Annotated in this window: 18 protein-coding genes; 7 read left to right on the forward strand and 11 right to left on the reverse strand. The window is 52.4% G+C overall.

Annotation, left to right across the window (positions count from 1 at the left end; genetic code table 11):
* Positions 1–297: 297 nt before the first annotated feature.
* From LLG09_05900 to LLG09_05935, 8 genes are all read right to left on the reverse strand, one after another.
* The gene (locus LLG09_05900; GenBank protein MCE5196644.1) at positions 298–1803 is read right to left on the reverse strand and encodes an ABC transporter substrate-binding protein; all 1506 of its coding nucleotides are present in this window, start codon (positions 1801–1803) and stop codon (positions 298–300) included.
* 505 nt (positions 1804–2308) lie between these two features.
* A complete protein-coding gene (gene galE, locus LLG09_05905; protein ID MCE5196645.1) occupies positions 2309–3316 on the reverse strand; it encodes a UDP-glucose 4-epimerase GalE in 1008 nt (335 codons plus the stop codon).
* A 153-nt stretch (positions 3317–3469) separates the two neighbouring features.
* Positions 3470–3820, reverse strand: a complete 351-nt coding sequence (locus LLG09_05910; protein ID MCE5196646.1) for a tRNA-binding protein — start codon at positions 3818–3820, stop codon at positions 3470–3472.
* 79 nt (positions 3821–3899) lie between these two features.
* A complete protein-coding gene (locus LLG09_05915) occupies positions 3900–5219 on the reverse strand; it encodes an amidohydrolase (protein MCE5196647.1) in 1320 nt (439 codons plus the stop codon).
* Between the two features lie 12 nt (positions 5220–5231).
* Positions 5232–6053, reverse strand: coding sequence for a purine-nucleoside phosphorylase (locus tag LLG09_05920; protein ID MCE5196648.1), 822 nt, complete (start codon positions 6051–6053; stop codon positions 5232–5234).
* Positions 6037–7050 carry an ROK family protein gene (locus tag LLG09_05925; protein MCE5196649.1) on the reverse strand — a complete coding sequence of 338 codons (1014 nt, stop codon included), beginning with the start codon at positions 7048–7050 and terminating at the stop codon, positions 6037–6039. Before LLG09_05925 ends, LLG09_05920 begins: the two co-directional genes overlap by 17 nt.
* 11 nt (positions 7051–7061) lie before the next feature.
* Positions 7062–8465 (reverse strand): hypothetical protein, encoded by a 1404-nt coding sequence (locus tag LLG09_05930; GenBank protein ID MCE5196650.1) that lies wholly within the window; start codon positions 8463–8465, stop codon positions 7062–7064.
* Between the two features lie 43 nt (positions 8466–8508).
* Positions 8509–9522: an asparaginase gene (locus LLG09_05935; protein MCE5196651.1), complete on the reverse strand. Its 1014-nt coding sequence runs from the start codon at positions 9520–9522 to the stop codon at positions 8509–8511.
* 197 nt (positions 9523–9719) lie between these two features.
* Here LLG09_05935 and LLG09_05940 point away from each other — a divergent pair, with 197 nt between their 5' ends.
* Positions 9720–10292 (forward strand): hypothetical protein, encoded by a 573-nt coding sequence (locus tag LLG09_05940; protein MCE5196652.1) that lies wholly within the window; start codon positions 9720–9722, stop codon positions 10290–10292.
* Entirely contained in the window at positions 10292–11176 is an 885-nt protein-coding gene (locus LLG09_05945) for a radical SAM protein (GenBank protein ID MCE5196653.1), read from the forward strand. The genes LLG09_05940 and LLG09_05945 overlap by 1 nt, the downstream gene beginning before the upstream one ends.
* 171 nt (positions 11177–11347) lie before the next feature.
* Here the strand turns inward: LLG09_05945 and LLG09_05950 are convergent, their stop codons facing one another.
* The gene (locus tag LLG09_05950) at positions 11348–12505 is read right to left on the reverse strand and encodes a diguanylate cyclase (protein MCE5196654.1); all 1158 of its coding nucleotides are present in this window, start codon (positions 12503–12505) and stop codon (positions 11348–11350) included.
* A gap of 286 nt (positions 12506–12791) precedes the next feature.
* On the opposite strand from LLG09_05950, the gene LLG09_05955 reads away from it, so the two are divergent.
* The 3 genes from LLG09_05955 to LLG09_05965 all read left to right on the forward strand — a co-directional run bounded on the left by LLG09_05955 (position 12792) and on the right by LLG09_05965 (position 16904).
* Positions 12792–13724 carry a hypothetical protein gene (locus tag LLG09_05955; GenBank protein MCE5196655.1) on the forward strand — a complete coding sequence of 311 codons (933 nt, stop codon included), beginning with the start codon at positions 12792–12794 and terminating at the stop codon, positions 13722–13724.
* A 77-nt stretch (positions 13725–13801) separates the two neighbouring features.
* Positions 13802–15109 carry a M18 family aminopeptidase gene (locus tag LLG09_05960; GenBank protein ID MCE5196656.1) on the forward strand — a complete coding sequence of 436 codons (1308 nt, stop codon included), beginning with the start codon at positions 13802–13804 and terminating at the stop codon, positions 15107–15109.
* Positions 15110–15452: 343 nt separating this feature from the next.
* Positions 15453–16904: a M20 family metallopeptidase gene (locus LLG09_05965; protein MCE5196657.1), complete on the forward strand. Its 1452-nt coding sequence runs from the start codon at positions 15453–15455 to the stop codon at positions 16902–16904.
* 57 nt (positions 16905–16961) lie between these two features.
* Here the strand turns inward: LLG09_05965 and LLG09_05970 are convergent, their stop codons facing one another.
* Entirely contained in the window at positions 16962–17525 is a 564-nt protein-coding gene (locus LLG09_05970) for a flavin reductase family protein (GenBank protein ID MCE5196658.1), read from the reverse strand.
* A 242-nt stretch (positions 17526–17767) separates the two neighbouring features.
* Here LLG09_05970 and LLG09_05975 point away from each other — a divergent pair, with 242 nt between their 5' ends.
* Entirely contained in the window at positions 17768–18280 is a 513-nt protein-coding gene (locus tag LLG09_05975; GenBank protein MCE5196659.1) for a nitroreductase family protein, read from the forward strand.
* A gap of 266 nt (positions 18281–18546) precedes the next feature.
* Here the strand turns inward: LLG09_05975 and LLG09_05980 are convergent, their stop codons facing one another.
* On the reverse strand, positions 18547–19929 hold the full coding sequence (locus tag LLG09_05980) for a macro domain-containing protein (GenBank protein MCE5196660.1): 1383 nt from the start codon (positions 19927–19929) through the stop codon (positions 18547–18549).
* Positions 19930–20306: 377 nt separating this feature from the next.
* On the opposite strand from LLG09_05980, the gene LLG09_05985 reads away from it, so the two are divergent.
* Positions 20307–21047, forward strand: a complete 741-nt coding sequence (locus tag LLG09_05985; protein MCE5196661.1) for a glycerophosphodiester phosphodiesterase — start codon at positions 20307–20309, stop codon at positions 21045–21047.
* Positions 21048–21383: the final 336 nt, after the last annotated feature.

The following is a 21383-nucleotide window of genomic DNA, read 5'->3' on the forward strand; positions in this document are numbered from 1 at the left end:
CAATGCAGAAATCCGGTGAAGGTTACCGAAGAGCGGCATAATTGCCTTTTGAGCCTTCGCCGACAACTTGTACACCTCAGCCGGCGCAGCGAACCCTTGACAAGCAGAAGCAGCCAAATGCTAGGCTGGAAAGCTCAAGGGTGGCTGGGTCTGGTAATTTATTGCCTCCGTCGCCCTCGCTGATCTTTCCGCAACATTTGGCTGCTGCTTGTCATAGGGCGGCGGCCTATCCACAGTTTTTTTCATTTTGGGGATTGACTTTTAATAGTTAGTCTTTTGGCTCCGGATAACAATCGCTTATTTGTTGACGGTGACTGTTTTCATATCGATAAAACCGATCGGATACGTTTCCAGACCGCTGAGGCGACGGTTGACGGCACGATAGAGGCAGGGATCCATGATGTAGAGCGCCGCGGCATCCTGCGTCAGCATCATCTGTGCTTCCGCATAAAGCTGTTTGCGCGTACTGACATCGGTGGTAGCGCGGGCTGCGGCAATTATAGCATCATAAGCCGGGTTGTTATAATGGTAAAAATTGCGCTGGAAATCCGAAGCGTAACGTCCTAAAATGGCATCCGGGTCCAATTTGCCGGTCAAACCGATGATGGTTGCTTCATAATTGGCTTGGCTGTAGACTTCATCCAGCCAGGTATTCCATTCAATCGGCACAATTTCCATCGTCACCCCCACGGCAGCCAGCTGCGCCTGGATTAAGAGAGCGGTATCCATATGGAATTTATATTCGGACGGCACTTTGACGGAAAAGTGTAAATTGCTTTCGCCTGCTTCCGCCAGCAGACTGATCGCTTTGGCCGGATCATAGCTGTAATAACCTTCGGTCTCCTTGTTATAATAGGAAGCCATCAGCGGACTGAAGTTGGTGTCCAGTTTCAGTGAACCGGGACCCAACATTTTGATGATCTCCGTCTTGTTGACGGCATAATTGAGTGCCTGCCGCACCTGCAATTTGGCAAAGGCAGGGACATCAAAATTCAAAGCCATCAGCTGCACCATATTCTGCGGTGTTTCCAGGATATTGATCTTAGCCGGATCAACGCTGGCGCACTGATCCAACGTGATGTTCAGAATGTCCACTTCGCCTGTTTGCAAAGCCAAGAAACCGGTTGTGGTGTCGGTGTAAATGCGGAAATCCACCAGATCAAGCGCCGGCAGTTTACCGTAGTAGCTCGTGTTTTTGGCTAAACTCAAACCAACTCCCGGTGTATAGGAAACAAATTTGAAAGGGCCGGCGCCGACGGGCTTCGTTGCCTGCTGCGCCCCGCTGTCTTTCGGAATCACGGCTACCATCAATTTGGACAGGAAACTGACATCGATGCTGCTTAAATGGAAAATGACTGTTTTCGCATCCGGGGTTTCGATGGAAGAAACCAGCTTAAAGGTGGAAGACAAAGCTTCTTTTTGATCCTCAGTTTTACCGGACAGCCGGTCAAAACTGTATTTCACATCGGCTGAGGTCATGGTCTGACCGTTATGAAAGACGACATCCGTGCGCAGGACTACGGTGTAAGTGAGTAAATCGTCGCTGGGCGTGATACTGACGGCTAAATCAGGAATGATTTCACCCTGGGTCGTGGTGGTAATCAAACCGGTAAAGACATTCAGCATGACTTCCTGTGTCCCGGTGGCGGCGGAGCGGTGCGGATCGAGCGAATCAAAATCCTGGGGAATACCGACGACCGCTTTTTCTAAAGACGGAGCAGTCGGTTTTGGGGCGCCGCCATTGCAGGCGGATAAAAGCAGGCTTAAGACGAGCAACAGAAGCAAGCCATATTTTCTTTTCATCAATTTTACCTCCTATTTATTCGAAATTGGCAGAAACATCGTGAGAAGCGGAGGAACTGCTGTGAAAACAAGAAGAAAAGTTCTCCTTACCAACAATTCTCTGTGAAGGTTAAAATATCCTGCTCTGCATCGCGCCTGCTATCTTGGGATATGGCACTGCTTTCTTTATATGGTACTCTCGGGGAGACAAGTTTCATGCGATGACACCGCTGGGAAAATTCTGTGTTTTTAGCGGCTCACCCGGACGGGACGGTGAAACTGTTATAAAAAACCAAGAAGGTGCCGGCTTGCAATTTCGCCGGACGGAGGGGTTGTAGCGTGAAAAGGAACTGTTTGCCTTCTTTTCATCTCTATTTGTGCCCTGAGCATTGCGAAAGGAATGGATGAGCGTGAAAAGGAACTGTTTGCACCCTTTTCATCTCTATTTGTGTCCTGAGCATTGCGAAAGGAATGGATTTTAAACTGGTCTGCTTTGGGTTTTTTTGGATTGGAACATGAAGAGATCTCAGCGGTCGGGTTTTCTCAGTAAATTTTCTTCGTACCGCCAGGCATCCCGGCACATACTGATCAGATCGCGCTTTGCCCGCCACTGCAGTTCCCGTTCCGCTTTGCTGACATCGGCATAAGAAACAGCCAGATCTCCCGGACGGCGTGCCTCTATTTGATAGGCTACTTTGTTCCCCGTTGCTTCTTCAAAGGCGTTCATCAACTGAAAAACCGAAGCGCCTTCTCCTCTGCCTAAATTGTAAATCTGTGTGCCTGCACGCAGATGATCAAGCGCTGCGAGATGCCCTTCCGCCAAGTCCATCACATGGATATAATCGCGGATGCAGGTTCCGTCCGGCGTCTCGTAGTCGCTGCCGAAAATGCGCAGGGCCGGCAGGCGTCCGGCTGCCGCACGGGTAATATTCGGCATCAGATTGTTGGGGAGTCCGTTCGGATTTTCTCCGAGCAGGCCGCTGCTGTGTGCTCCGACCGGATTAAAATAACGTAGCAAAGCGACGGCAAAACCGGGGTTGGCTGCCGCCGTGTCCGTCAGGATTCGCTCGCTGACCACTTTCGTTTCTCCGTAAGGATTGGTAGTTGGCAAAAGAGCCATGTCCTCCCGCAGCGGTGACGGATTCGCACCATAGACGGTTGCCGAGGAACTGAAGACAAATTGCCTGACATCCTGCGCAAGGCAAGCTTCCGCCAAGACAATCGTGCTCAGCAGATTATTGCGATAATAGGCGAGCGGTTGTGACATGGATTCCCCGACCGCTTTCAAACCGGCAAAGTGAATGACCCCGTCCGGTTTTGCTGTCTGAAAAAGTGTCTGCACCGCTTTGGAATCAGTGACATCAATTTGTGCAAAAATAAAATCTTTGCCGCTGATTTTACGGATGGCTTGCAGCACCTCAGGCTGACTGTTGCTGAAATTATCGGCGATGATCACCTGATGACCCGCCTGCAGCAAGGCGACGCAGGTGTGCGAGCCAATGTAACCGGCACCGCCGCTGACCATAACTTTCATCGAGACACCTCCTTTTGCATCTTCCGGGTAATAAAGTGCGGAACACTGCAGGCCAAAGCAGATCGCTCCGGCTGCGGCCGTTTTTCGGTGGCCGGTTTTCTTTCTCCCGTTGATCCGGGAGCAAATTCAGGAGCAATGCCGCAATTCTCATTCTTAACCCAAACGGCTGCCGTTGGGAACCGGTTTTTCGGGGCAGGCTAAGACCGGCGTGATGCCGTCGGCATAGCCGATATCGAACAGCATGCCTTCCGAGCGCTCGCCCGCCATTTTGCGCGGCGCCAAGTTTACCACGAACAAAGCCTGCCGGCCGACAATTTCCTGAGGATTGCTGCGCTCGCCTTTCATGCCGGAAAGAATCGTGCGTGTGAAATCCCCGAAATCAACGGTGAGTTTCAGCAGTTTAGCGGAGCGGGCGACATCTTCTACTTGCAGAATCGTGCCGACACGGATGTCCACCTGTTCCAGGATATCGATCGTAATCGTCGGTTTAATGGGTGCGCTCATCGTTAAAAACCTCCTTTGTTCTGACGGATCCCGGTGTTATTTTCTGATAGCAGAGTTGGGAATCTGCAAAAAATTCCGGTTAGAGACCGGCGAGCAGGCGGGGTGTGCGTCTCTCCACCTCATAGCTGATGCGTTCCGCATCGAGACTAGTGAATTGTCCTTGTTCCATGAGAATTGCGCCGTCGACCATGACCAGCGCAACATCGGCCGGCTGCGTCTGCTGGATTACGGCGGCAAGCGGGTCGTTGAGCGGGTGGAAATGCGGAGAATCGGTGCTGACCGCGATCAGATCGGCGGCAGCCCCGGCTTCTAATCTGCCGAGTACAGTCGTTTCATCGCCGAAGATTGCCTGTGCCGGCGTGGCGGTGACCAGCTGTAAAACAGCCAAATCGCTTAAAATACCCGGCTCTTTGTAGAGACTGCCGGAGAGTAAGGAAGCAAGGCGCATTTCTTTCCAGAGATTGAGGGCATTGCCGCTGCCGGACCCGTCGGTACCGAGGGCTACCTGCACGCCGGCTTGCAGCAGAGCGGGGATGTCCGGCATTCCGGCAGCCAAACGCAGGTTGCTGGTGGGGCAGGGTACGGCCAGAGTTTGGCTTTCACTGAGCAGCCGGCGGTCTTCCGGGTTAAGATGCAGGCAATGCGCGGCCAGATTGCCCGGCCCCAATAAACCCAGGGCGGCAAAGCGCTGCAGCGGCCGCTGACCATAGAGGCGGAGATCGTCCTCTACTTCTTTGGCGGTTTCATGCAGGTGCGTATGCACGCGGTAGCCGTTTTCTTTCAGCCAGGCAGCGCCTTCCGCCAATTGTTCCGGCGGATAGAGATAACCGCTGTGCACGGTGGCATAAACCTTCATGCGGCCGTCCGCCCGGTTGTGATAGTCTCGGTAGTTGGCTGCAAAACTGCGGAAGAGCGTTTTACAGGCGGGCGGGTTGAATTCGGTTTGGAAGATGGCATGTCCGGTCGCTGCCCGCATCCCGCTTTGCTCGATGACCTGCATGCCGGAAACCGGCATCAGCGGCATATCAGCGACCGCCGTGATGCCGCTGCGCAGCATTTCCAGCAATCCCTGCGCCGTTCCCCAGGCGCAGTCTGCTTCGGTCAGACGCGCTTCGGCCGGGAAGATTTTCGTAAAAAGCCAATCCTGCAGATTGAGACCGCTGCCGTAATTGCGAAAATAAACCATATAAGCATGACAGTGGCTGTTGACGAGACCGGGTAAGAGGACGAGGCGGCTGCCGTCGAGCGTACGTTCCGCCTGAAAAAAAGCGGCTTTGTTCTCGCCGTGCGGTCGAATGAAAGCAATGCGTTTGTCCTCGACCGCCAGATCCTGATGCGTCAGGACCGGAAAATCACTGCGGGCTGTGAGGATTGTCGTATCGCGGATGAGAAGTTTCACGTCAATTCCCCCTTAAAGCCGTTCCATCAGACGGCTGACAAAATTGCAGAAACGCTCTTCCGCCAGTTGCGCGGTCTGATTGACTTCATCGCCGCTCAACGGCTGATTGAGCATGCCGGCAGCCATGTTGGTAATGCAGGAAATCCCGAGAACTTTCAGGCCGGCGTGCCGTGCGGCGATCACTTCCGGTACGGTTGACATGCCGACGGCATCGGCTCCCATGCCGCGCAGGGCAAGAATTTCCGCCGGCGTTTCAAAATGAGGTCCCGGCGTAAAAACATAGACCCCTTCCTGCAGGGCAAAATCCTGTTCGCGGGCGACGGCATGCGCTAATTCCCGCCACTCCTTGTCAAAAGTGAAGCTCATGTCAAAGAAGCGGGAACCCAGTTCCGGCATGTTTCCCCCCCGCAAAGGAGAAGGACAGAAGAGCGTAATGATATCGCTCAGCAGCATCAAATCGCCCGGGTGGAAGCGTCGGTTGATCCCTCCGGCCGCATTGGAGACGAGCAGACGGGAAATGCCTAAGGCGGCAAAAACTTGCACGGGAAAAATGCAGGCCGAAATATCGTGTCCCTCATAATAATGAAAACGTCCCTGCATCACAAGGACGCGCTTGCCGCCCAGCCTGCCGTAAACCAGACGGCCGCGATGACCCGGCGCTGTGGCAGCGGCGAAACCGGGAATGGCCTGATAGTCCAGAGAAAGCGGATCTTCAATCCGATCGGCCAGCGGTCCCAGCCCGGAACCCAGAATCAGGGCGATTTCCGGCAGATCAGGTAACTTTTCTTGCAAAAAGCGAACGGTAGTTTGGATTTTTTCATAACGGCGAGACATGGCATACCTCCTGTTGAATGAATTCATCTTCGGCCAAAATAGCGGCGCCAATCAGACCGGCATCATTGCCGAGTGTCGCCGCCACGATTTTTGTTTGCTGAATCCAGCGGTAAGCATAGACTTCCCGCCGCAGCGCAGCCTGCAGATAAGGGATAAAGAGATCGCAGCGGGCGCTTAAGCCGCCGCCGATCGCCAGAACTTCCGGTTGGAAGAGATTGACGATATTGACAATCCCGACAGCCAGCATTTTCAGGTACTCCGCCAGGATGCTGTGCGCTGCCGCGTCGCCCCGGTCATAGGCACGAAAGACAGCACGGCAATCACCCAGACCGCCGGTGGCGTCGGCTGCCTGCCAAAGCAGGGAAGCGGGGTAGTCCGGCAGCATCGTCTTGGCCAGCCGCAGCAGACCGGTTGCGGAGGAATAAGCTTCCCAACAGCCCCTGCGGCCGCAGCTGCACTCTGCGCCGCCGGCGGCAATGACATGATGTCCCAATTCACCGCCCGCTCCGTTGAAACCGACCAGCAGCTTGCCGTCGGCGATTACGCCGCCGCCCACGCCGGTGCCTAAGGTAATTACGACCGAGTGACGGCAGCCGCGGGTGGAACCGACCGCTGCTTCGCCCAGGGCGGCCGCGTTGGCATCATTGGCCAAATAAACCGGCAACCCCAGCTGCTGTGCCAGCGCGTCCGTGATGGGAGCGTTCTGGAAATGCAGATTGCTGGTGTAAACAATGATGCCGTGTTGCACGTCAATCACGCCGGGCGAGCCGATACCGGCATAAGCAACCTGTTCGATGCCGATTTGCTGCCGCTGCAGCAGCTGCCGGCAGAGCTGCGCCATTTCCGCCGCCACGCCCGGATAACCTTGCTGCCAGGGGGTTGGCAGCAGGATCTTTTCGATGATGCCGCTGCGTCCGGCTTTGATTTGATCGATGTCCAGCAAAGCCGCAACCAGATTGGTACCTCCCAAATCAATACCCAAACGGTATTTCTTCATCTTGCCACTTCCTATTCCGCTTTGCTGAAGATGCGGTTACAGTTTAAAAAATAGGGAAAATATATACCGCAGAGAGAAGACAGCGGCAGTACTTCCGGTTTGATGCCAATACCCAGCCTGGTCCGCATAAAAGTGCGGCGCTCCTGGATGCGCTGCCAGGTCAGGGGATATTCTGCGGCGAGCGCGCGGCGCAGATCTGTTCCCGCCAAAACAAGTCCGTCTTCCATGATGGCGGAATAGACCGGTTTTGCGTGGGAGGCGATGACATCGCTTTGCAGATAGGCGCCCTCCGCTAAAGTAAGAGTCGAACCAGCCGCCGCCTCGGAATTGATCCATTCGTCGGCGCCGATATGATGGCCGGGATTTAGGCTGACGCCAAAGCGCCTGCTGCCGATGCGGCAGAAGATGCTCTCATACAGCTCTCCGCCGCTCACTCCGATCCCCACTGTCTCATACCAGGCTGCCATGGCCGCCCAAAAAGGCCGGTAGAATTGCTCGGTCACTTTTTTCAAGTTCGTCGGCAGGCTCGCCTCGTCATAGGCGGCAATGCCGGCGCGTGAAACCAGAGCGCCGCGCAGCGCCCGGCAGATACAAACCGGATCACCCAATTGCAGCGTCTGTTCATTGGGTGAACGCAAGCCGTTCGCCACATGTTGCGCGCCGAAGTTGATCATGGGGAAAGCAGAAATCGGCAGCGCATCCATAGCGGCGAGCGAGCTCAGTTCGAGTTCACTGATCCCGGGTTTTAAGAATTTTAGCATGCGGATCACGCTCTGGGCGGTGCGTTCGGCAATTTGCTCATAAATCGCCACTTCTTTGGCGCTGCAAAGACGCAGGCGGAGGCCGTCCGGCAAACCGGTCAGGCTGGCGGTGAAATTCCACACCTGAGCGCGCGGGGTCAGCCGGTAAATCTCTTCCAGCAGGTAAGCCGGCAGATCGGTCTGATGTTCCGCGTCTTTTACTTCATGCGTCAGAAAATACTTATAACCGATCAGACCCAGCCGGCTGTTCTTGCCGATCCCCGCCCGGCGCAGGTGACGCGCCAACGGTTTTGTCTTTTGCCGCGGCTGCCCCTGCAGGCTGAAAGTCTGATGTAAAATCCGCCGGGTTTGCACCGGCAGCCGGCTGCTGTGCCCCCAGCCTTCATTGCCCACCAGCAGCGTGCGGGCTCCGTCTGTGTCAAGAATCAACAGGGCTTCTTCAAAGCGCGGATCATGACCGATTAAATAGTCCATGTTGGCAAAGTGCTCCCGGTCGGCGTAAACGAGCAGATGGGTCAGACCGGCGCTCTGCATGCGTTCCTGCAGCAGGCTCAGGCGGCTCAGATAATCCTCCGTCTGCAACTGCGGCAGAGCCGTAAAGACGGGAGTCAGATAAAAAGGATCGCAGGAGATGATTTTGACCTCTGAAGTCATAACATCGGTTCCTTTCTAGGTTGTTCCGCACAGAAGCGGGTGCTTACCGGGCGGTCGGAAACAAATGGAAGGCCATCTTCTTTTCACCCACCACTTCGTCGTTGTCGTTGATGACATAGGGTTTGGTTAAGCTGAGCATCCGCTGCCGGCCGGCTTCGTTTTCGTAACCCAACTGACGGAATATTTCATTGATGATCAGCGGCCAGCAAACTTCCGTACCGTCCTCACACTTAAAAGCGATACCCAGGCGCTGCTTTCTCATCCCGATGGTATAGACGCCTTCAGCGCCGCCTTTGGCGACCAGATTGTCATCCATATTATTCAAAGAACAGATATAATTGCTGCCCGTGACCATCCGGTAATAGCGATTCATATTGTGCCCCATCCGGTCGGCCGCTTCCGCCCAGAGCGGATCGCGGATCCGGTCGGGACAAGCCATCTTCATTGCGCCCAATGCCATATTGCATAGCGGCACCGCAAACACGGGAACACCGCAGCCGTCCACCCCGATGCCGATCTGCTCCGGCGCCAGTTCGGTAAAATAACTGATGCAGCGCAGAATTTCCTGCTGCGCCGGATGTTCCGGCTGCCAGTAGCCTTCGATCGGAACGCCGAGATAGCGGGAAATTGCCAGGGCGGCGCAGTGCTTTCCGGAGCAGTTGTGGTAGATTTTTCGCTTTGGCAAACCGGCGCAGATCAATTCAGTGCGGCGCGGCAGGTAGCCGGGATAGGTCGGTTTCATGCAAAGATCCTCTTCCTTGCAGCCGATTTTACGCAAGATCGACTCGATGGCGGCAACATGGAAAGGTTCGCCCAAATGAGAGCCCGCCATCACCGTGGTTTCTTCCGGTGTCAGGCCGAACAAACGGTCTATGCCATGGGCTAAAACCGGCAGCGCCTGGAGGGGCTTGGAAGCGGAACGGTAAAATACCACTTGATTCGGGTCGCCGGCCGAAGCGATTACCTCACCCCGGTCATTGACGACAACAATAAAACCGCGGTGGACATTTTCCAAAATACCGCCGCGATAATCCTCAACCAATCTGACAGAAGACATCGAAAGCTCCTCCTCGATTATAAAATGATCAAAGAATCCTTCTCTTATTACGCCCCGGAGACGGTGAAACCCTTCTTGTTTTTTCGCGCTTCCGGGCTGCCAAAACGAGAGAAACCAGAAAAAGCAGGAGATGAAAGAGAGCGGCACGAAAAGTAACAGACAGACCGATGCGCGTTATCAGGAAAGGAATGGTTCGCATGACAAATAACCGTCAGCATACAATCATCATTGCTCTGCTTTGTCTATTCGTCTTGCTTGTTTTTTCTGCCTGCGGCAAAGTGAAAGAAGCAGAAAAAACAGCGGATCCCCTGCCGCAGCTTCCCGCAGCGGGTTCGGCGGAAACACTGCCGATTGAATTATTCGATTGGATCAACCGGCCCTTTGCTGATTTTAAAACACTGTATGGCGAACCGGAGCAAACGGTGAATTCAGAAATGACCGGACTGCCGCTCGCGCAATATGCGGATTTAGAAGTGAATCTCTCGGTTAAAAACGCCTTGCTCGTGATCAGCGGTTTCAGCTTGCTGGCCGAAAAGCAAACGGATCCGGCCAAATACAGCATCAAGGGAGTCACCTTTGCTTTTAGTAATCGCCAGGTATTGGACAAACTGGGGCTGCCCGTGAATGGCGGACGCAGCTATTTGTGCTACTCCGAAGATTATGCACTGTGGTGGAAATATGATTTTGGCGCGGATGATCAGCTGCAGAGGATGGGACTTTTCTATGGCGCCGATCAAAAAGACCGCACCTTTGTCGAGTGGCGCAAGTAATGGAACAACAGCGATGTACGCTCTGTCCCCGTCAGTGCGGTGTGATGAGACAGGAACACGGGGAATCCAAAGGCTATTGCGGTCTGCCGTGGCTGCCCGGTGTTTGCCGGGCCGCCCTGCATTTTGGTGAGGAACCCAATCTCAGCGGTCAATCTGGTTCGGGAGCCGTCTTTTTCAGCGGCTGTGTGCTGCGCTGCAGCTACTGCCAAAATTATCGGATCAGCCGCCGCAGCTGCGGTAAAGCAGTGAATGCCGCCCAGCTGGCCGCTATCTTTCAGGAACTGCAGGCAGCGGGAGCGCATAATATCAATTTAGTCAGCCCGACGCCTTATGTGCCGCTGATTGTGCAGGCGCTGCGTTTGCAGCCGCTCCGGATTCCGGTTGTCTATAACAGCAGCGGCTATGAACGGGTGGAAACGTTACGCCAGCTGGAGGGTTTGGTGGATATTTATTTGCCGGATTATAAATATCATCAGGCGGATTTGGCGCTGCAGTATTCAGGCGCCGCCGATTATCCGCAGAAAGCGCAGGCGGCGATTCTGGAAATGTACCGTCAGGTGGGGCTGCCGCAGCATGATCCGGATGGGATGATGCAGAGCGGTTTGATGATCCGGCATTTGATTTTACCCGGACATACCAAAAATTCGATTGCCGCCTTGCAATGGCTGGCGGAAGCGCTGCCCAAAGGAGTTTATATCAGTCTGATGGCGCAATATTGTCCGCCGGCCGGACTGACGCTGCCTGCAGAATTACAGCGGCGTATTACCAGGCGGGAATATACTAAGGTGGCCAACGCGCTGTTGGAATTGGGGTTGGAGAATGGGTTCTTTCAAAAGCGCAGCGCCGCCAGTGAGGAATATCTACCGGATTGGAATTGGCTGTAAAGGAGACGGCAGCGTATGCTTCAGCCAATTTGCTGCGCGGCGGCTGTTGCGGCCGGTCTGTGCCTGCGCATTAAAAAAGCACGTTGAATGCTTAACGTTTCAGCGTGCTCCGGTTTTTTCATCGGCTTATCGAGTAATCCGTAAAACCCCTTGCTTTCGCTATGGGGAGTGTCAAGTCTCGTCCATCCCGTCGCCGGTCAGATCGGGTTGCCTGGTCGTCCCTTTTTCCCAAATGACCAGAGAATTTCTGCCGGTATGCTTGGCTTGGTAGAGGGCATCATCCGCGTAATTGACCAGCATCATATAGTTTTCAGCCTGCGTTTCCAGCAATCCGGCACAACCTGCGCTTAACGTAATGATACCATAGGGCGACTTGGGGTGGCTGATTTTCAGAGCCGCCGTTTGCAGGATCAGTTGCCTGCCCAGGCGTTCGATCGCTTCTTTCGTATGCAGAGTGTCAATGGCTACAAATTCTTCGCCGCCATAGCGCGCTAAGAAAATAGAATTTTCTTTGGCAAATTGATGAAAGATAATACCGAGTGATTCCAGGCAGCTGTCGCCCTGCACGTGCCCGAACGTATCGTTATAGGCTTTGAAGTAGTCGACATCCATCATCAGCACATAGAAATTTCTGGGTGAGGAGTGAAATTCACGAAAAGTTTGTTCGATGATGTGGTTGAATTTACGGCGGTTGGGCAGATTGGTTTGCACATCCGTATCTCTTTGCTGTTCCAGCAGTGCTTGCCGGTCAATGCTCTTTAAGCGCAGATTGACCACAAAATAGGTCAGAATCAAACCGATACAGAAACTGGCCAAACCGTTAATCGTATCTGAAACGGCAAGGTCCAAAGGTTTCCATAGAAAACATAATTTACAAAAACCCAATGTTACGATCAGACTGAAGACGGCCGCTTCTCCGGGGGGAATTAAGAAAAGAATAGGCAGCGCAATTTGAAAGACGAAAAAGGTACTGGCTGCGGAGCTGCTGTTGTTAATCACGCTGATATAATAGGAAAAAAGATAAATCATGATCATAAAAGCATACAGAGCGAAACCGGAGTACTGCGGCTTTTTTCTGATGACTGCGTGGGCAAACAAGGCAAAAGACCAAAAAATAAAATTGAAAATAAAATAACTGCTGCGCAGATTGGTCAGATAGACGACCCTTAGGGTAGAAAAAAACATTAAGAGGGCAAGGAGACCGGCAGCCGCGCTGACTTTACACAGAGAGTCCGCATTTTCCTGCCGGATCGTCTTTTTGTTCTTTTGAAAAAAGAATTTGTTGTAATCTCCATAATACCAAGAGGTGAGTTGAGTTTTTAAATTCATTGCAGAATCCTCCCTGGCAGCGGATCTATCAATTGTAAAATAATATAATATATCATAAATGTATCTGTAATATTTTGATAAATTATAACATCATTTGTCAGAAAGCGCAAGCTTGTTTTCTTATCCGCAGAAAAGAAAAACCAGATCAGGCAGCCGCATGCGCCGATTGGGAAACCGCTCAAATTATTTCGCAGGCAGGAATTCCGCGGCTGCCTGTGGAAAAAAGTACTGTTTGCCGGAACTGTCTTAGGATCCAAAAAAAACGCATTCAGAAACGGGGCGCGGCATGAAACATGTTTTTATCGTAAATCCCAAGGCAGGACACAGACGGAATTTTACCGCTTTTGTCGGAGAAGTCGAAACATTGATGCGGCGGTTGCAATTGGATTATGAGATTCTTTTCACCCAGTATGCCGGTCATGCCGTTGGTTTGGTGCGGGAACGACTGACCGGCGGCAGTGAGAGCATACGTTTTTATGCCTGCGGCGGTGACGGCACCATGAACGAGGTGCTGCACGGCGCCATGGGTCAGGAAAACTGGGAGATGACGGTAGTCCCGCTGGGCTCCGGCAATGATTTTCTCAAGTGTTTTGGCAAGGTCGGGGACTTTCTCAATCTCGAGGCGTTGGTCAAAGGTCGGGCTGTGCTGGTGGATGTGATCAAGGCGAATGAGCATTACGCTTTGAATCTGCTGAATGTGGGGCTTGATGCGGAATCCGCTTATTTTAAAACGAAATTTCAATACCTGCCGGGGGTCAGCGGGCCGATGGCTTATAACTTGGCGCTGGCTTTTTGTTTCTTTCACCGCTATGGCGTGGAGATGACCATCGAATTGGATGGCATCAGGCAGCCGGATCAGAAATTCATCCTGGCCGCCTTCGGCAACGGCACGACCTATGGCAGCGGTTATCAGGCAACCCCTTTGGCGATACCGACAGACGGCATGCTGGATGCCTGCTTTTTTCGCTATGCCGGCAGGATGACCATACTGAAATATATTCCTTTTTATCAACGCGGCGAGCATATCGGGCAGCCGGGTTTGCAGGAGATTCTTTATTACGGCAAGCATCGCCGCGTCCGCATCGTCGGCCGGCGGCCCCTGCATGTTTGCATTGACGGTGAGTTTTTCAGTGCGGAAACGGTCGATATGACCATGCTGCCTGAAAAGGTTGCTTTTGTGATACCGTTTGGTCTGCAGCCGCTTTGGCTCGCGACATAGCGTTCCGCGAAAACCGAATCGCTGTTTGATTTGGTTTCGTGATCAATCAAGTGAATCAGAAAGGATGAACCTGACAGATGAAAAAAGAGTATGCCCAACGCCTGCTGGCGCACCTGGATGCCTCTCCTACCCCGTTTCAATCGGTCATCGCTTTAAAGAAAATGCTGCAGACTGCGGGGGCGGTGGAATTACAGGAACGTCAACCCTGGCAATTGCAGCAAAAACAGCTCTATTACTTTGTCAAAGACGGCACGCAGCTGGTCGCCTTCCGTCTGGGCGGCAAAGAGCTTGCTGCCCATGGCTTCCGGATCGGCGCAGCGCATCATGATTCGCCGGCATTGAAAATCAAACCGGTTGGCAGCATCATCGAGCAAAATGTGGAACGTTTGATGATCGAAATCTATGGCGGGCCGATCATTCGCGGTTGGTTTGACCGTCCGCTTGGCTTAGCCGGACGAATCTGTGTCAAAACAGCGGCGGGTATTGAGAACGTTTCCGTACAAATCAATCAGCCGATTTTGATTATTCCCAGCGCCGCTATCCATTTGGTTCGTGATGTCAACGAAAATGCCAAAGTCAGCGCTCAAACGGAACTTTGCCCTTTCTTCGCTTTGAATGAAGGCAAAGAAAAACAATTCATGAATTGGTTGGCGGCAGCATCCGGCGTCCGGACGGAGGATATTTTAAGTTTTGAATTGCAGCCGATCGATATCCAGCCCGCCTGTTTTGTGGGTCAGAAGGAGGAATGGATTTCCGCGCCTCACCTGGATGATGTGGCTATGGTGTATGCGGCTTTTTGCGGTTTATTGGAAGCGGTTGCCGCAGACAGTGAGCAGAATACGATCGCGGTCGCGTATGACCACGAAGAAATCGGCTCCAATTCCACCCGCGGTGCCCGCAGCAACAGCCTGATGATGGCAATCGACCGTATCTGTGAGAAATTGAAGCTCAGCGTGGAAGATAAATATCGGGCGATGTCGGCCAGCCTATTATTCTCTGCCGATATGGCGCATGCGGTGCATCCGGGTTACGCCGCTAAAAGCGACTTGAATCACCCGGTCTACCTGAACCAAGGTCCCGTCCTTAAACTGGCCAACTTCCAATCTTATGCCACTTCCAGCCGCGGTACGGCGATCTTTAAATGGCTCTGTGCCGAGAATCAGATTCCCTATCAAATTTTAGTCAATCACAGTGATGCACGCGGCGGCGGCACCATCGGTCCTATCATGGCTGCGGCCTATGGCGCAACCACGGTCGATATCGGCAATCCCATGCTTGCCATGCATTCGGTACGCGAATTGAGCGGTACAGACGACCAATATGGCATGACGATGCTCTTTAAGGCTCTGTTCGAGGCGGATATTGCCGCCCTGCTCTGCGAATAGATTAAAAAAAAAACCCGGAGAATCATCTCTGAGGTTTCAAATTCAAAATCGCTCCGGCGGTTGATCAACAACCGCCGCAAGCCCTCGCATCGTCTGACTAATGAGCCGGCCTCGGCCACGGTCTGCTACCAAAACAGTAGAGACGGTTTATGCTCGCAGACGTCGGCAGACATTCGTAAGTGACAAGTTGCCTTGATCCCTCCGCGAATTCGCTGCTACCGCGATTAATTCTATTATAGCGAGTCCGTCACAAAATGCAAGTGCTTTTTTACAAATAACTGCCATAAAAATGGGTGTTCTTCCGCTTGCCGGCAGGGCAGTAGGAAATGATAAATCGGAAAGGATGAAAGTCATGTCGAAACAACACTTATTCGAGCTGGTCGATCAGAAAAAAAACCAATGGTCCGCTTTAAGCGATCGGATTTGGGAAACCCCCGAAACCCGTTTTCAGGAGCATCTTTCTTCGGCCGCTTTAATCGAGGCGCTGCAAGCCGAAGGTTTTGCGCTGACCGATCTTGGCGAAAGCATTCCCTGTGCCTTTGTCGGCACTTGGGGCGAGGGGAAACCGGTCATCGGTTTCCTGGGGGAATTTGATGCACTTTCCGGCCTGAGCCAAAAAGCCGGCAGCACCCGGCGGGAAGCCATTGTGCCCGGAGGAAACGGGCACGGCTGCTGTCATCATTTACTTGGCAGCGGCGCTTTGGCCGCCGCGGTTGCCTTGCGTGACTACGTCAAAGAAAACCATCTCGCTTGTACCATCCAATATTTCGGCTGCCCGGGTGAGGAAGGCGGATCCGGCAAAGCCTTTATGGCGCGGCAGGGGGTTTTTCAGGCGCTCGATGCGGCGATTACCTGGCACGGCAGCGCTATGACGCAAACATCGGTTGGTTCTACTTTGGCAAATATCCAGGTCTATTACAAATTCACCGGCCGGGCTTCCCATGCCGGCGCTTCGCCGCATTTAGGCCGCAGCGCGCTGGATGCTGTGGAACTGATGAATGTGGGCGTCAATTATTTGAGGGAACATATCATTTCCGAAGCCAGAGTGCATTACGCTTTAATCGACGCGGGCGGCAAGAGCCCCAATGTCGTGCAGTCGTCAGCCGAAGTGCTCTACTTAATCCGGGCTCCGAAAAACAACTTGGTGCAGGATATTTTTGAGCGCGTCAGCGATATTGCACGCGGCGCTGCTATGATGACCCAAACCAAGCTGGAAATTCAGATTGACAAGGCATGTTCCAATTTGATCCCCAATGAAACCTTGGAAAAAGTAATGAATGAAAACTTACAATTGATTCCGGAACGCCAGCCGACCGCCCGGGAAATTGCTTACGCCGAGAGTATTCAGGCATCTCTCAGTGCGGAGGAAAAAGGCAGCACCTTGAAAACTCTGATAGGGATGTTTGGCGAGCGCGCCGGCAAAAAGCTGGCGTCGGAACTGTCGGAACATCCTATTTCGGCGAAACTGCTGCCTTATCAGACCAGTGAGAAAGTTTCCTCCGGTTCCACCGATGTTTCGGACGTTTCCTGGCTGACTCCCACGGTTCAATGCCGCTGCAGTTGTTACGCGCTGAATACACCGGGACATTCCTGGCAGCAGGTTGCCCAAGGCAAAGAAGATTGGGCTCACGACGGCATGCTGACGGCTGCCAAAGCCATGGCCGGTGTTGGTTTGGATTTGATTTTACAGCCGCAGTTGTTAGCCGCAGCCAAAGCCGAGCTAATTGAACGGGTGGGTCCGGACGGCTATCAGTGCCCCATTCCGGCTGCAGTCAAACCGTGCGCTGTAAAATAAGAGATGCAAAAAAAGCCATTGGATTTTATGCCAATGGCTTTTGCTGAAAAATCGTAATTATTTTTCCTTGTGCAGGGAGAAACCCATGCGGGCAAGCGGCTCGCCCAAACGGACATAAGTGCTGCCGCGGTTGACGATCGTGTTAAAATTGCTGAGATCCAATTTTCCCTCGCGCTGAAACCGTTCATCCGCATTGACGGCAACAATTTCCGCCAGATACATAAAATGAGAGCCGAGTTCCAGCACTTGCGTGACTTTACATTCTATATTGACCGGACATTCGGCAATCAGGGGGGCTCTGACCTTTTGGGCGGTCATCGGGGTCAGGCCGGCTTCCAGCCATTTGTTATGTTCCCGCCCGGAGACTCTGCCGCACCAATCCAATGTCTCGCACTGGTCCTCTGTGATCAAATTGATGACGAATTCTCTTGTGCGCCAGAGGATCCCCTGGGAGAGGGTGGCCGGCCGGAAGGAAACATAGGTCATCGGCGGTTTACTGCAGACGGTACCGGTCCAGGAAGCGGCGGCGATGTTGTAATTTTCCGGTGCGTCACCGCTGGAAATTAAAACAGCCGGCACCGGCGCTAAGACGGCAGCGGCAGGAATTGCGTATTTTTGCATAATCGAATCCTCCTTCAGCTTACTTCTTTTTTGATTATAGCAGGGTTTGCTCCGCTTGTCTTGTTTTTTTATAAAAAAGTGAAACGGATGCGTGGCTTTCCAACTTACCACTCCATAAGCTTTGGCAAGTTTTTGATGGGAAAATAAGGATTGATTTTGGTATGACCTTGCTTGCCTGCTGCTTTTTTTAAATTGTTACGAAGAGACGATGGAACGGTTTTTAACAAGAAAGGATGAAGAAAATGGAATTCAGCCAGTTAATCAGAGAGCGTTATTCCGTCCGTAAATTTGCGGATCAAGCGGTGGAACAGGAGAAATTACAAAAAATTCTGGAAGCCGGCCGGGTCGCACCCACCGCTAAAAACCTTCAGCCGCAGCGGATTTATGTTCTGCAGAGTCAGGAAGCGCTGCTGAAAATCCGCGCGATTGCCCGTTGCGCTTTTAACGCCCCGATCGTCCTTTTGGTCTGCGGCGATCTGAAAGAGGGTTGGGTCAATCCGTTCAACCGGCGCAATTCCACGGAAATGGATGTCAGTATTGTCAATACCCACATGATGCTGCAAGCGAAAGAGTTGGGTTTGGATTCTACCTGGGCCTGCTGGTTTGATACGGCGGCGGTCAAAACAGCGTTCTGTCTGCCGGAAGGAGTCGAACCATTCTGCCTGCTGCCCTTGGGTTATCCTGCTCCCGGCGTTACACCTTCCGCTATGCATCATCAGCGTAAGCCTTTGAGTGAAACAGTGACCATGCTTTAGAAAAAATCCGCTTCTTGTCAGACAATGAGCGGCCTTGTTGGATTGTGATTTTGAGCAGCGGCAAAATGATTGGAGGAAGGTAGCGTGAAAAGGAACTGTTTGCATCCTTTTCATCTCTATTTGTGCCTTGAGCACTGCGAAAGGCATGGATTTTAAAAAAGTATGGAGACTGTAACTGCAGCCGCTGAAAAGGCTGGCTGCTACAAAAAAACAACCCCAGCCGGACATGGAGTTGCTTTTGGCATAACGACCAGCCGTTCACTTTTTCAGTGGACCCGGCAATTTTTATTGACCCAATCCCGCATCAGAACTTTTTTGCCGACCGTGCTAAACTGAACGTTGATTTGCGTTTCGGTAACCTGGGTCAAGATACCTTCACCCCACACTTTGTGATAGATCGTTTGTCCCTGCTCGAAGTTTTGCTTTGGCAAAACAGAATTTTGTTTTTTCATTTCATCTTTCGCATAAGCGGACAAGACTCTTTGATAAACCTCGGTTTCGTCATCCGTAGCGCAAACCAAGGTGACTGCTAAGGCGTAGGTATTATTCTCAAACCATTTTCGTATCGCCTGCAGCGCTAATTTGGCTGCCTCCACCTTGGGATAACGATAGGCGCCAACGCTGATACAGGGAAATGCGATGGAGTAAAGACCATTTTCCTTGGCGCAATCAAGACAGGCCTGGTAGGTTCTCTGCAGTAATTCCTTTTCACCGCTGTTGCCTCTGTTATATTTGGGACCGGCGGTATGAATGATGTAGTCGGCGCTTTCCAAATTATAACTGGCGGTGATGATCGCTTCGCCGGTCCGGATGGTCCGGTCTTTCAGCGCTTCTTTCAGTTCTTTGCCGCTTGCTTTATGGATCGGCTTATCGAGGCTGCCGCTGCCGGAAAGCTTGGTGTCTCCGGCGCTGACGATCGCATCGATTCGGCTGATCGTGGTGATATCACCCTTGATCAAATTGATGCTGCTGGTCATCTGTTTATTCTCATTCTTGCGCGGCAGGGGAGTGCGGAACAAGGCGGCAAATGTTTCGTAGTTTTGTGCTTTCTCCAATAGATTTAAGCGGGATAAGGCGACAAAAACAGCGGCGGCCCTGGCGGCGCTGTTTACGTTTTTTTCGGAATTGAAATCAATGTCAGTAAAAGCGTCATACAGTAAGAGTTGCTCCGCCAGTTCTTTGCTTTCCATTAAAGCATTGACATAAAGGAAAGTATAAAAACCGGTTTTCGGCTCCGGCGGGAATTGCTGATCTTCATAGCGAAAGCCGATCAGTTTTCCGTTTGTTTTCAATTCCGCGAATTTCCTGGCGGTTTTCGGCTTTAAATCGTAAATTTCCAAAAAGGGGCCGCCCTTTTCAAAAATTTGGCTGGCTTGGTAGATGTTTTCAATGGCGATGCTCTTTCCCAGACTGGGAACCTGTTTTTCCAGTTGAAAAGCACACAGTGCCAGACCAAGCGGGTGGGTGGCTTTGGCGGAGATTTCTAAAATTTGTTTCCCGGGATATTTTCCGGTGAAAACATCATGGATTGCGATGATATTCTTTTGTTTTTGAGCGGTTGCCAAGCCTTTGTTATACTCAAAATCAGCCTCAAATGTCTTGCAATATGGGGGACGGTTGATACTGATAAAAATCGGTTTTACGGACATCGTTGGTACCTCCCTCGGTTCAGGTTGAACTATGCACTATGCAAGCTGATTTTTTATAGATATGAGATTTGCCATAGAACAATAGTAGAATCGAATTTTCTAGCACTCTGTTCATTATACCACATCTTGGACTTGAATGGTGGAATACTTCTCAATCTTTTTGATTCACTTCATCGCTTTCCCCGCCGGATCGGACGGGTTCGTATTGATTGCGGCTGGTAAGGCAGCGCTGCGGTCTGTTTTGCTCTGATTTCGGGTTGGACTGGATTGCAGCCGGTGATGGCAGGAGCGAAGCGGAACCATCGTGAATTCAGGTAATCTGAAGTCGTTTCGTCGATGTTTTGTGAAAGAACAGACAAGCGGGGAGGCAAAACACAATGCAAACAGCATTGCATCAGACATGGTTGGGTCAGACGGCGATTGCGCATAGAGGATTGCATGACGCAGCCAAACCGGAAAATTCTTTGTCTGCATTTCAGGCAGCGGTGAACGCCGGTTATGCCATTGAGCTGGATTTACAGTTATTGCGGGATGGCAGCCTGGCTGTGCTGCATGACGCAAACACGCTGCGCATGACAGGGAAAGACGCTAAAATCACGGATTTGAACGCGGCTCAATTGCCACAGTATCGCTTGATCAACAGCAGTGAGACGATTCCTGCCTTTGCCCAAGTGCTGCAGTTGGTCAAAGCCCGAGTGCCGTTGCTGATCGAGATGAAGCAGTGTCAGGATAATGCAACCGCCGCGGAGATCTTAATTGATCAGTTGCGACAATACCGGGAGGAATGCGGCGGCGCCTATGCGGTTGAGAGCTTTGACCCCCGGTTCCTGCTTGCTTTCAAGCAAAAGGCTCCTGAGATTCTGCGCGGACAGCTGGCCTGCCTCGATGCAGGTCAGGCGGACGCCGCGCTCAATCAGAAACTGGCCTTCTGCGGCTTCAATGAGTTGACGGAACCCCAGTTTATTGCTTACGCAATTCTGGATCTGCCGCTGGAGTTTTTAGAACAAGCCCGGGCAAACGGTATGCTGGTTTTGGGTTGGACGGTGCGTACAGCAGAGCAGCTGCGGCAAGCCCGGCGCTGCTGCGATAATATCATTTTTGAAAAGATCCGCGTTTAGGGCAGAAACAGAAAGATGAAACAGGAAGAGCGGCAAACATGGCCGGAGGCGGGCCCCGGAGCGAGCTGATCTGACCGAATCGGGAGTGAACGAGATGCAATCCTGTCCCGCCCCGTCCGGAAGGGACTGACCTGACCGAATCGGGAGCGAACTATCGCAAACAAGGTTATGCTGCCGTAAGCCACAGCCGGGTCTTGCGGCAAACTTGGCAGCCGGCCTCTCGGGTGAGGGCGCGGCGGAGCTGGCAGACAAATCAGCCGTGAACCAGCGGCTCGCCTGCCGGCACGGTTTTCGTCTGTCTGAACGTTTTGCGCTTTGGCAGCTGCTTTTCATTAC

It is taken from the genome of Negativicutes bacterium (assembly GCA_021372785.1).
In the GTDB taxonomy this organism is placed as follows: Bacteria; Bacillota; JAAYKD01; order JAAYKD01; family JAAYKD01; genus JAJFTT01.

What these genes read in the sequence shown, in the direction of transcription:
- LLG09_05900 (MCE5196644.1), bottom strand. Translation starts at nt 1,803, where the DNA reads ATGAAAAGAAAATATGGCTTGCTTCTGTTGCTCGTCTTAAGCCTGCTT.
- galE (MCE5196645.1), bottom strand. Translation starts at nt 3,316, where the DNA reads ATGAAAGTTATGGTCAGCGGCGGTGCCGGTTACATTGGCTCGCACACC.
- LLG09_05910 (MCE5196646.1), bottom strand. Translation starts at nt 3,820, where the DNA reads ATGAGCGCACCCATTAAACCGACGATTACGATCGATATCCTGGAACAG.
- LLG09_05920 (MCE5196648.1), bottom strand. Translation starts at nt 6,053, where the DNA reads ATGTCTCGCCGTTATGAAAAAATCCAAACTACCGTTCGCTTTTTGCAA.
- LLG09_05925 (MCE5196649.1), bottom strand. Translation starts at nt 7,050, where the DNA reads ATGAAGAAATACCGTTTGGGTATTGATTTGGGAGGTACCAATCTGGTT.
- LLG09_05930 (MCE5196650.1), bottom strand. Translation starts at nt 8,465, where the DNA reads ATGACTTCAGAGGTCAAAATCATCTCCTGCGATCCTTTTTATCTGACT.
- LLG09_05935 (MCE5196651.1), bottom strand. Translation starts at nt 9,522, where the DNA reads ATGTCTTCTGTCAGATTGGTTGAGGATTATCGCGGCGGTATTTTGGAA.
- LLG09_05940 (MCE5196652.1), top strand. Translation starts at nt 9,720, where the DNA reads ATGACAAATAACCGTCAGCATACAATCATCATTGCTCTGCTTTGTCTA.
- LLG09_05945 (MCE5196653.1), top strand. Translation starts at nt 10,292, where the DNA reads ATGGAACAACAGCGATGTACGCTCTGTCCCCGTCAGTGCGGTGTGATG.
- LLG09_05950 (MCE5196654.1), bottom strand. Translation starts at nt 12,505, where the DNA reads ATGAATTTAAAAACTCAACTCACCTCTTGGTATTATGGAGATTACAAC.
- LLG09_05955 (MCE5196655.1), top strand. Translation starts at nt 12,792, where the DNA reads ATGAAACATGTTTTTATCGTAAATCCCAAGGCAGGACACAGACGGAAT.
- LLG09_05960 (MCE5196656.1), top strand. Translation starts at nt 13,802, where the DNA reads ATGAAAAAAGAGTATGCCCAACGCCTGCTGGCGCACCTGGATGCCTCT.
- LLG09_05965 (MCE5196657.1), top strand. Translation starts at nt 15,453, where the DNA reads ATGAAAGTCATGTCGAAACAACACTTATTCGAGCTGGTCGATCAGAAA.
- LLG09_05970 (MCE5196658.1), bottom strand. Translation starts at nt 17,525, where the DNA reads ATGCAAAAATACGCAATTCCTGCCGCTGCCGTCTTAGCGCCGGTGCCG.
- LLG09_05975 (MCE5196659.1), top strand. Translation starts at nt 17,768, where the DNA reads ATGGAATTCAGCCAGTTAATCAGAGAGCGTTATTCCGTCCGTAAATTT.
- LLG09_05980 (MCE5196660.1), bottom strand. Translation starts at nt 19,929, where the DNA reads ATGTCCGTAAAACCGATTTTTATCAGTATCAACCGTCCCCCATATTGC.
- LLG09_05985 (MCE5196661.1), top strand. Translation starts at nt 20,307, where the DNA reads ATGCAAACAGCATTGCATCAGACATGGTTGGGTCAGACGGCGATTGCG.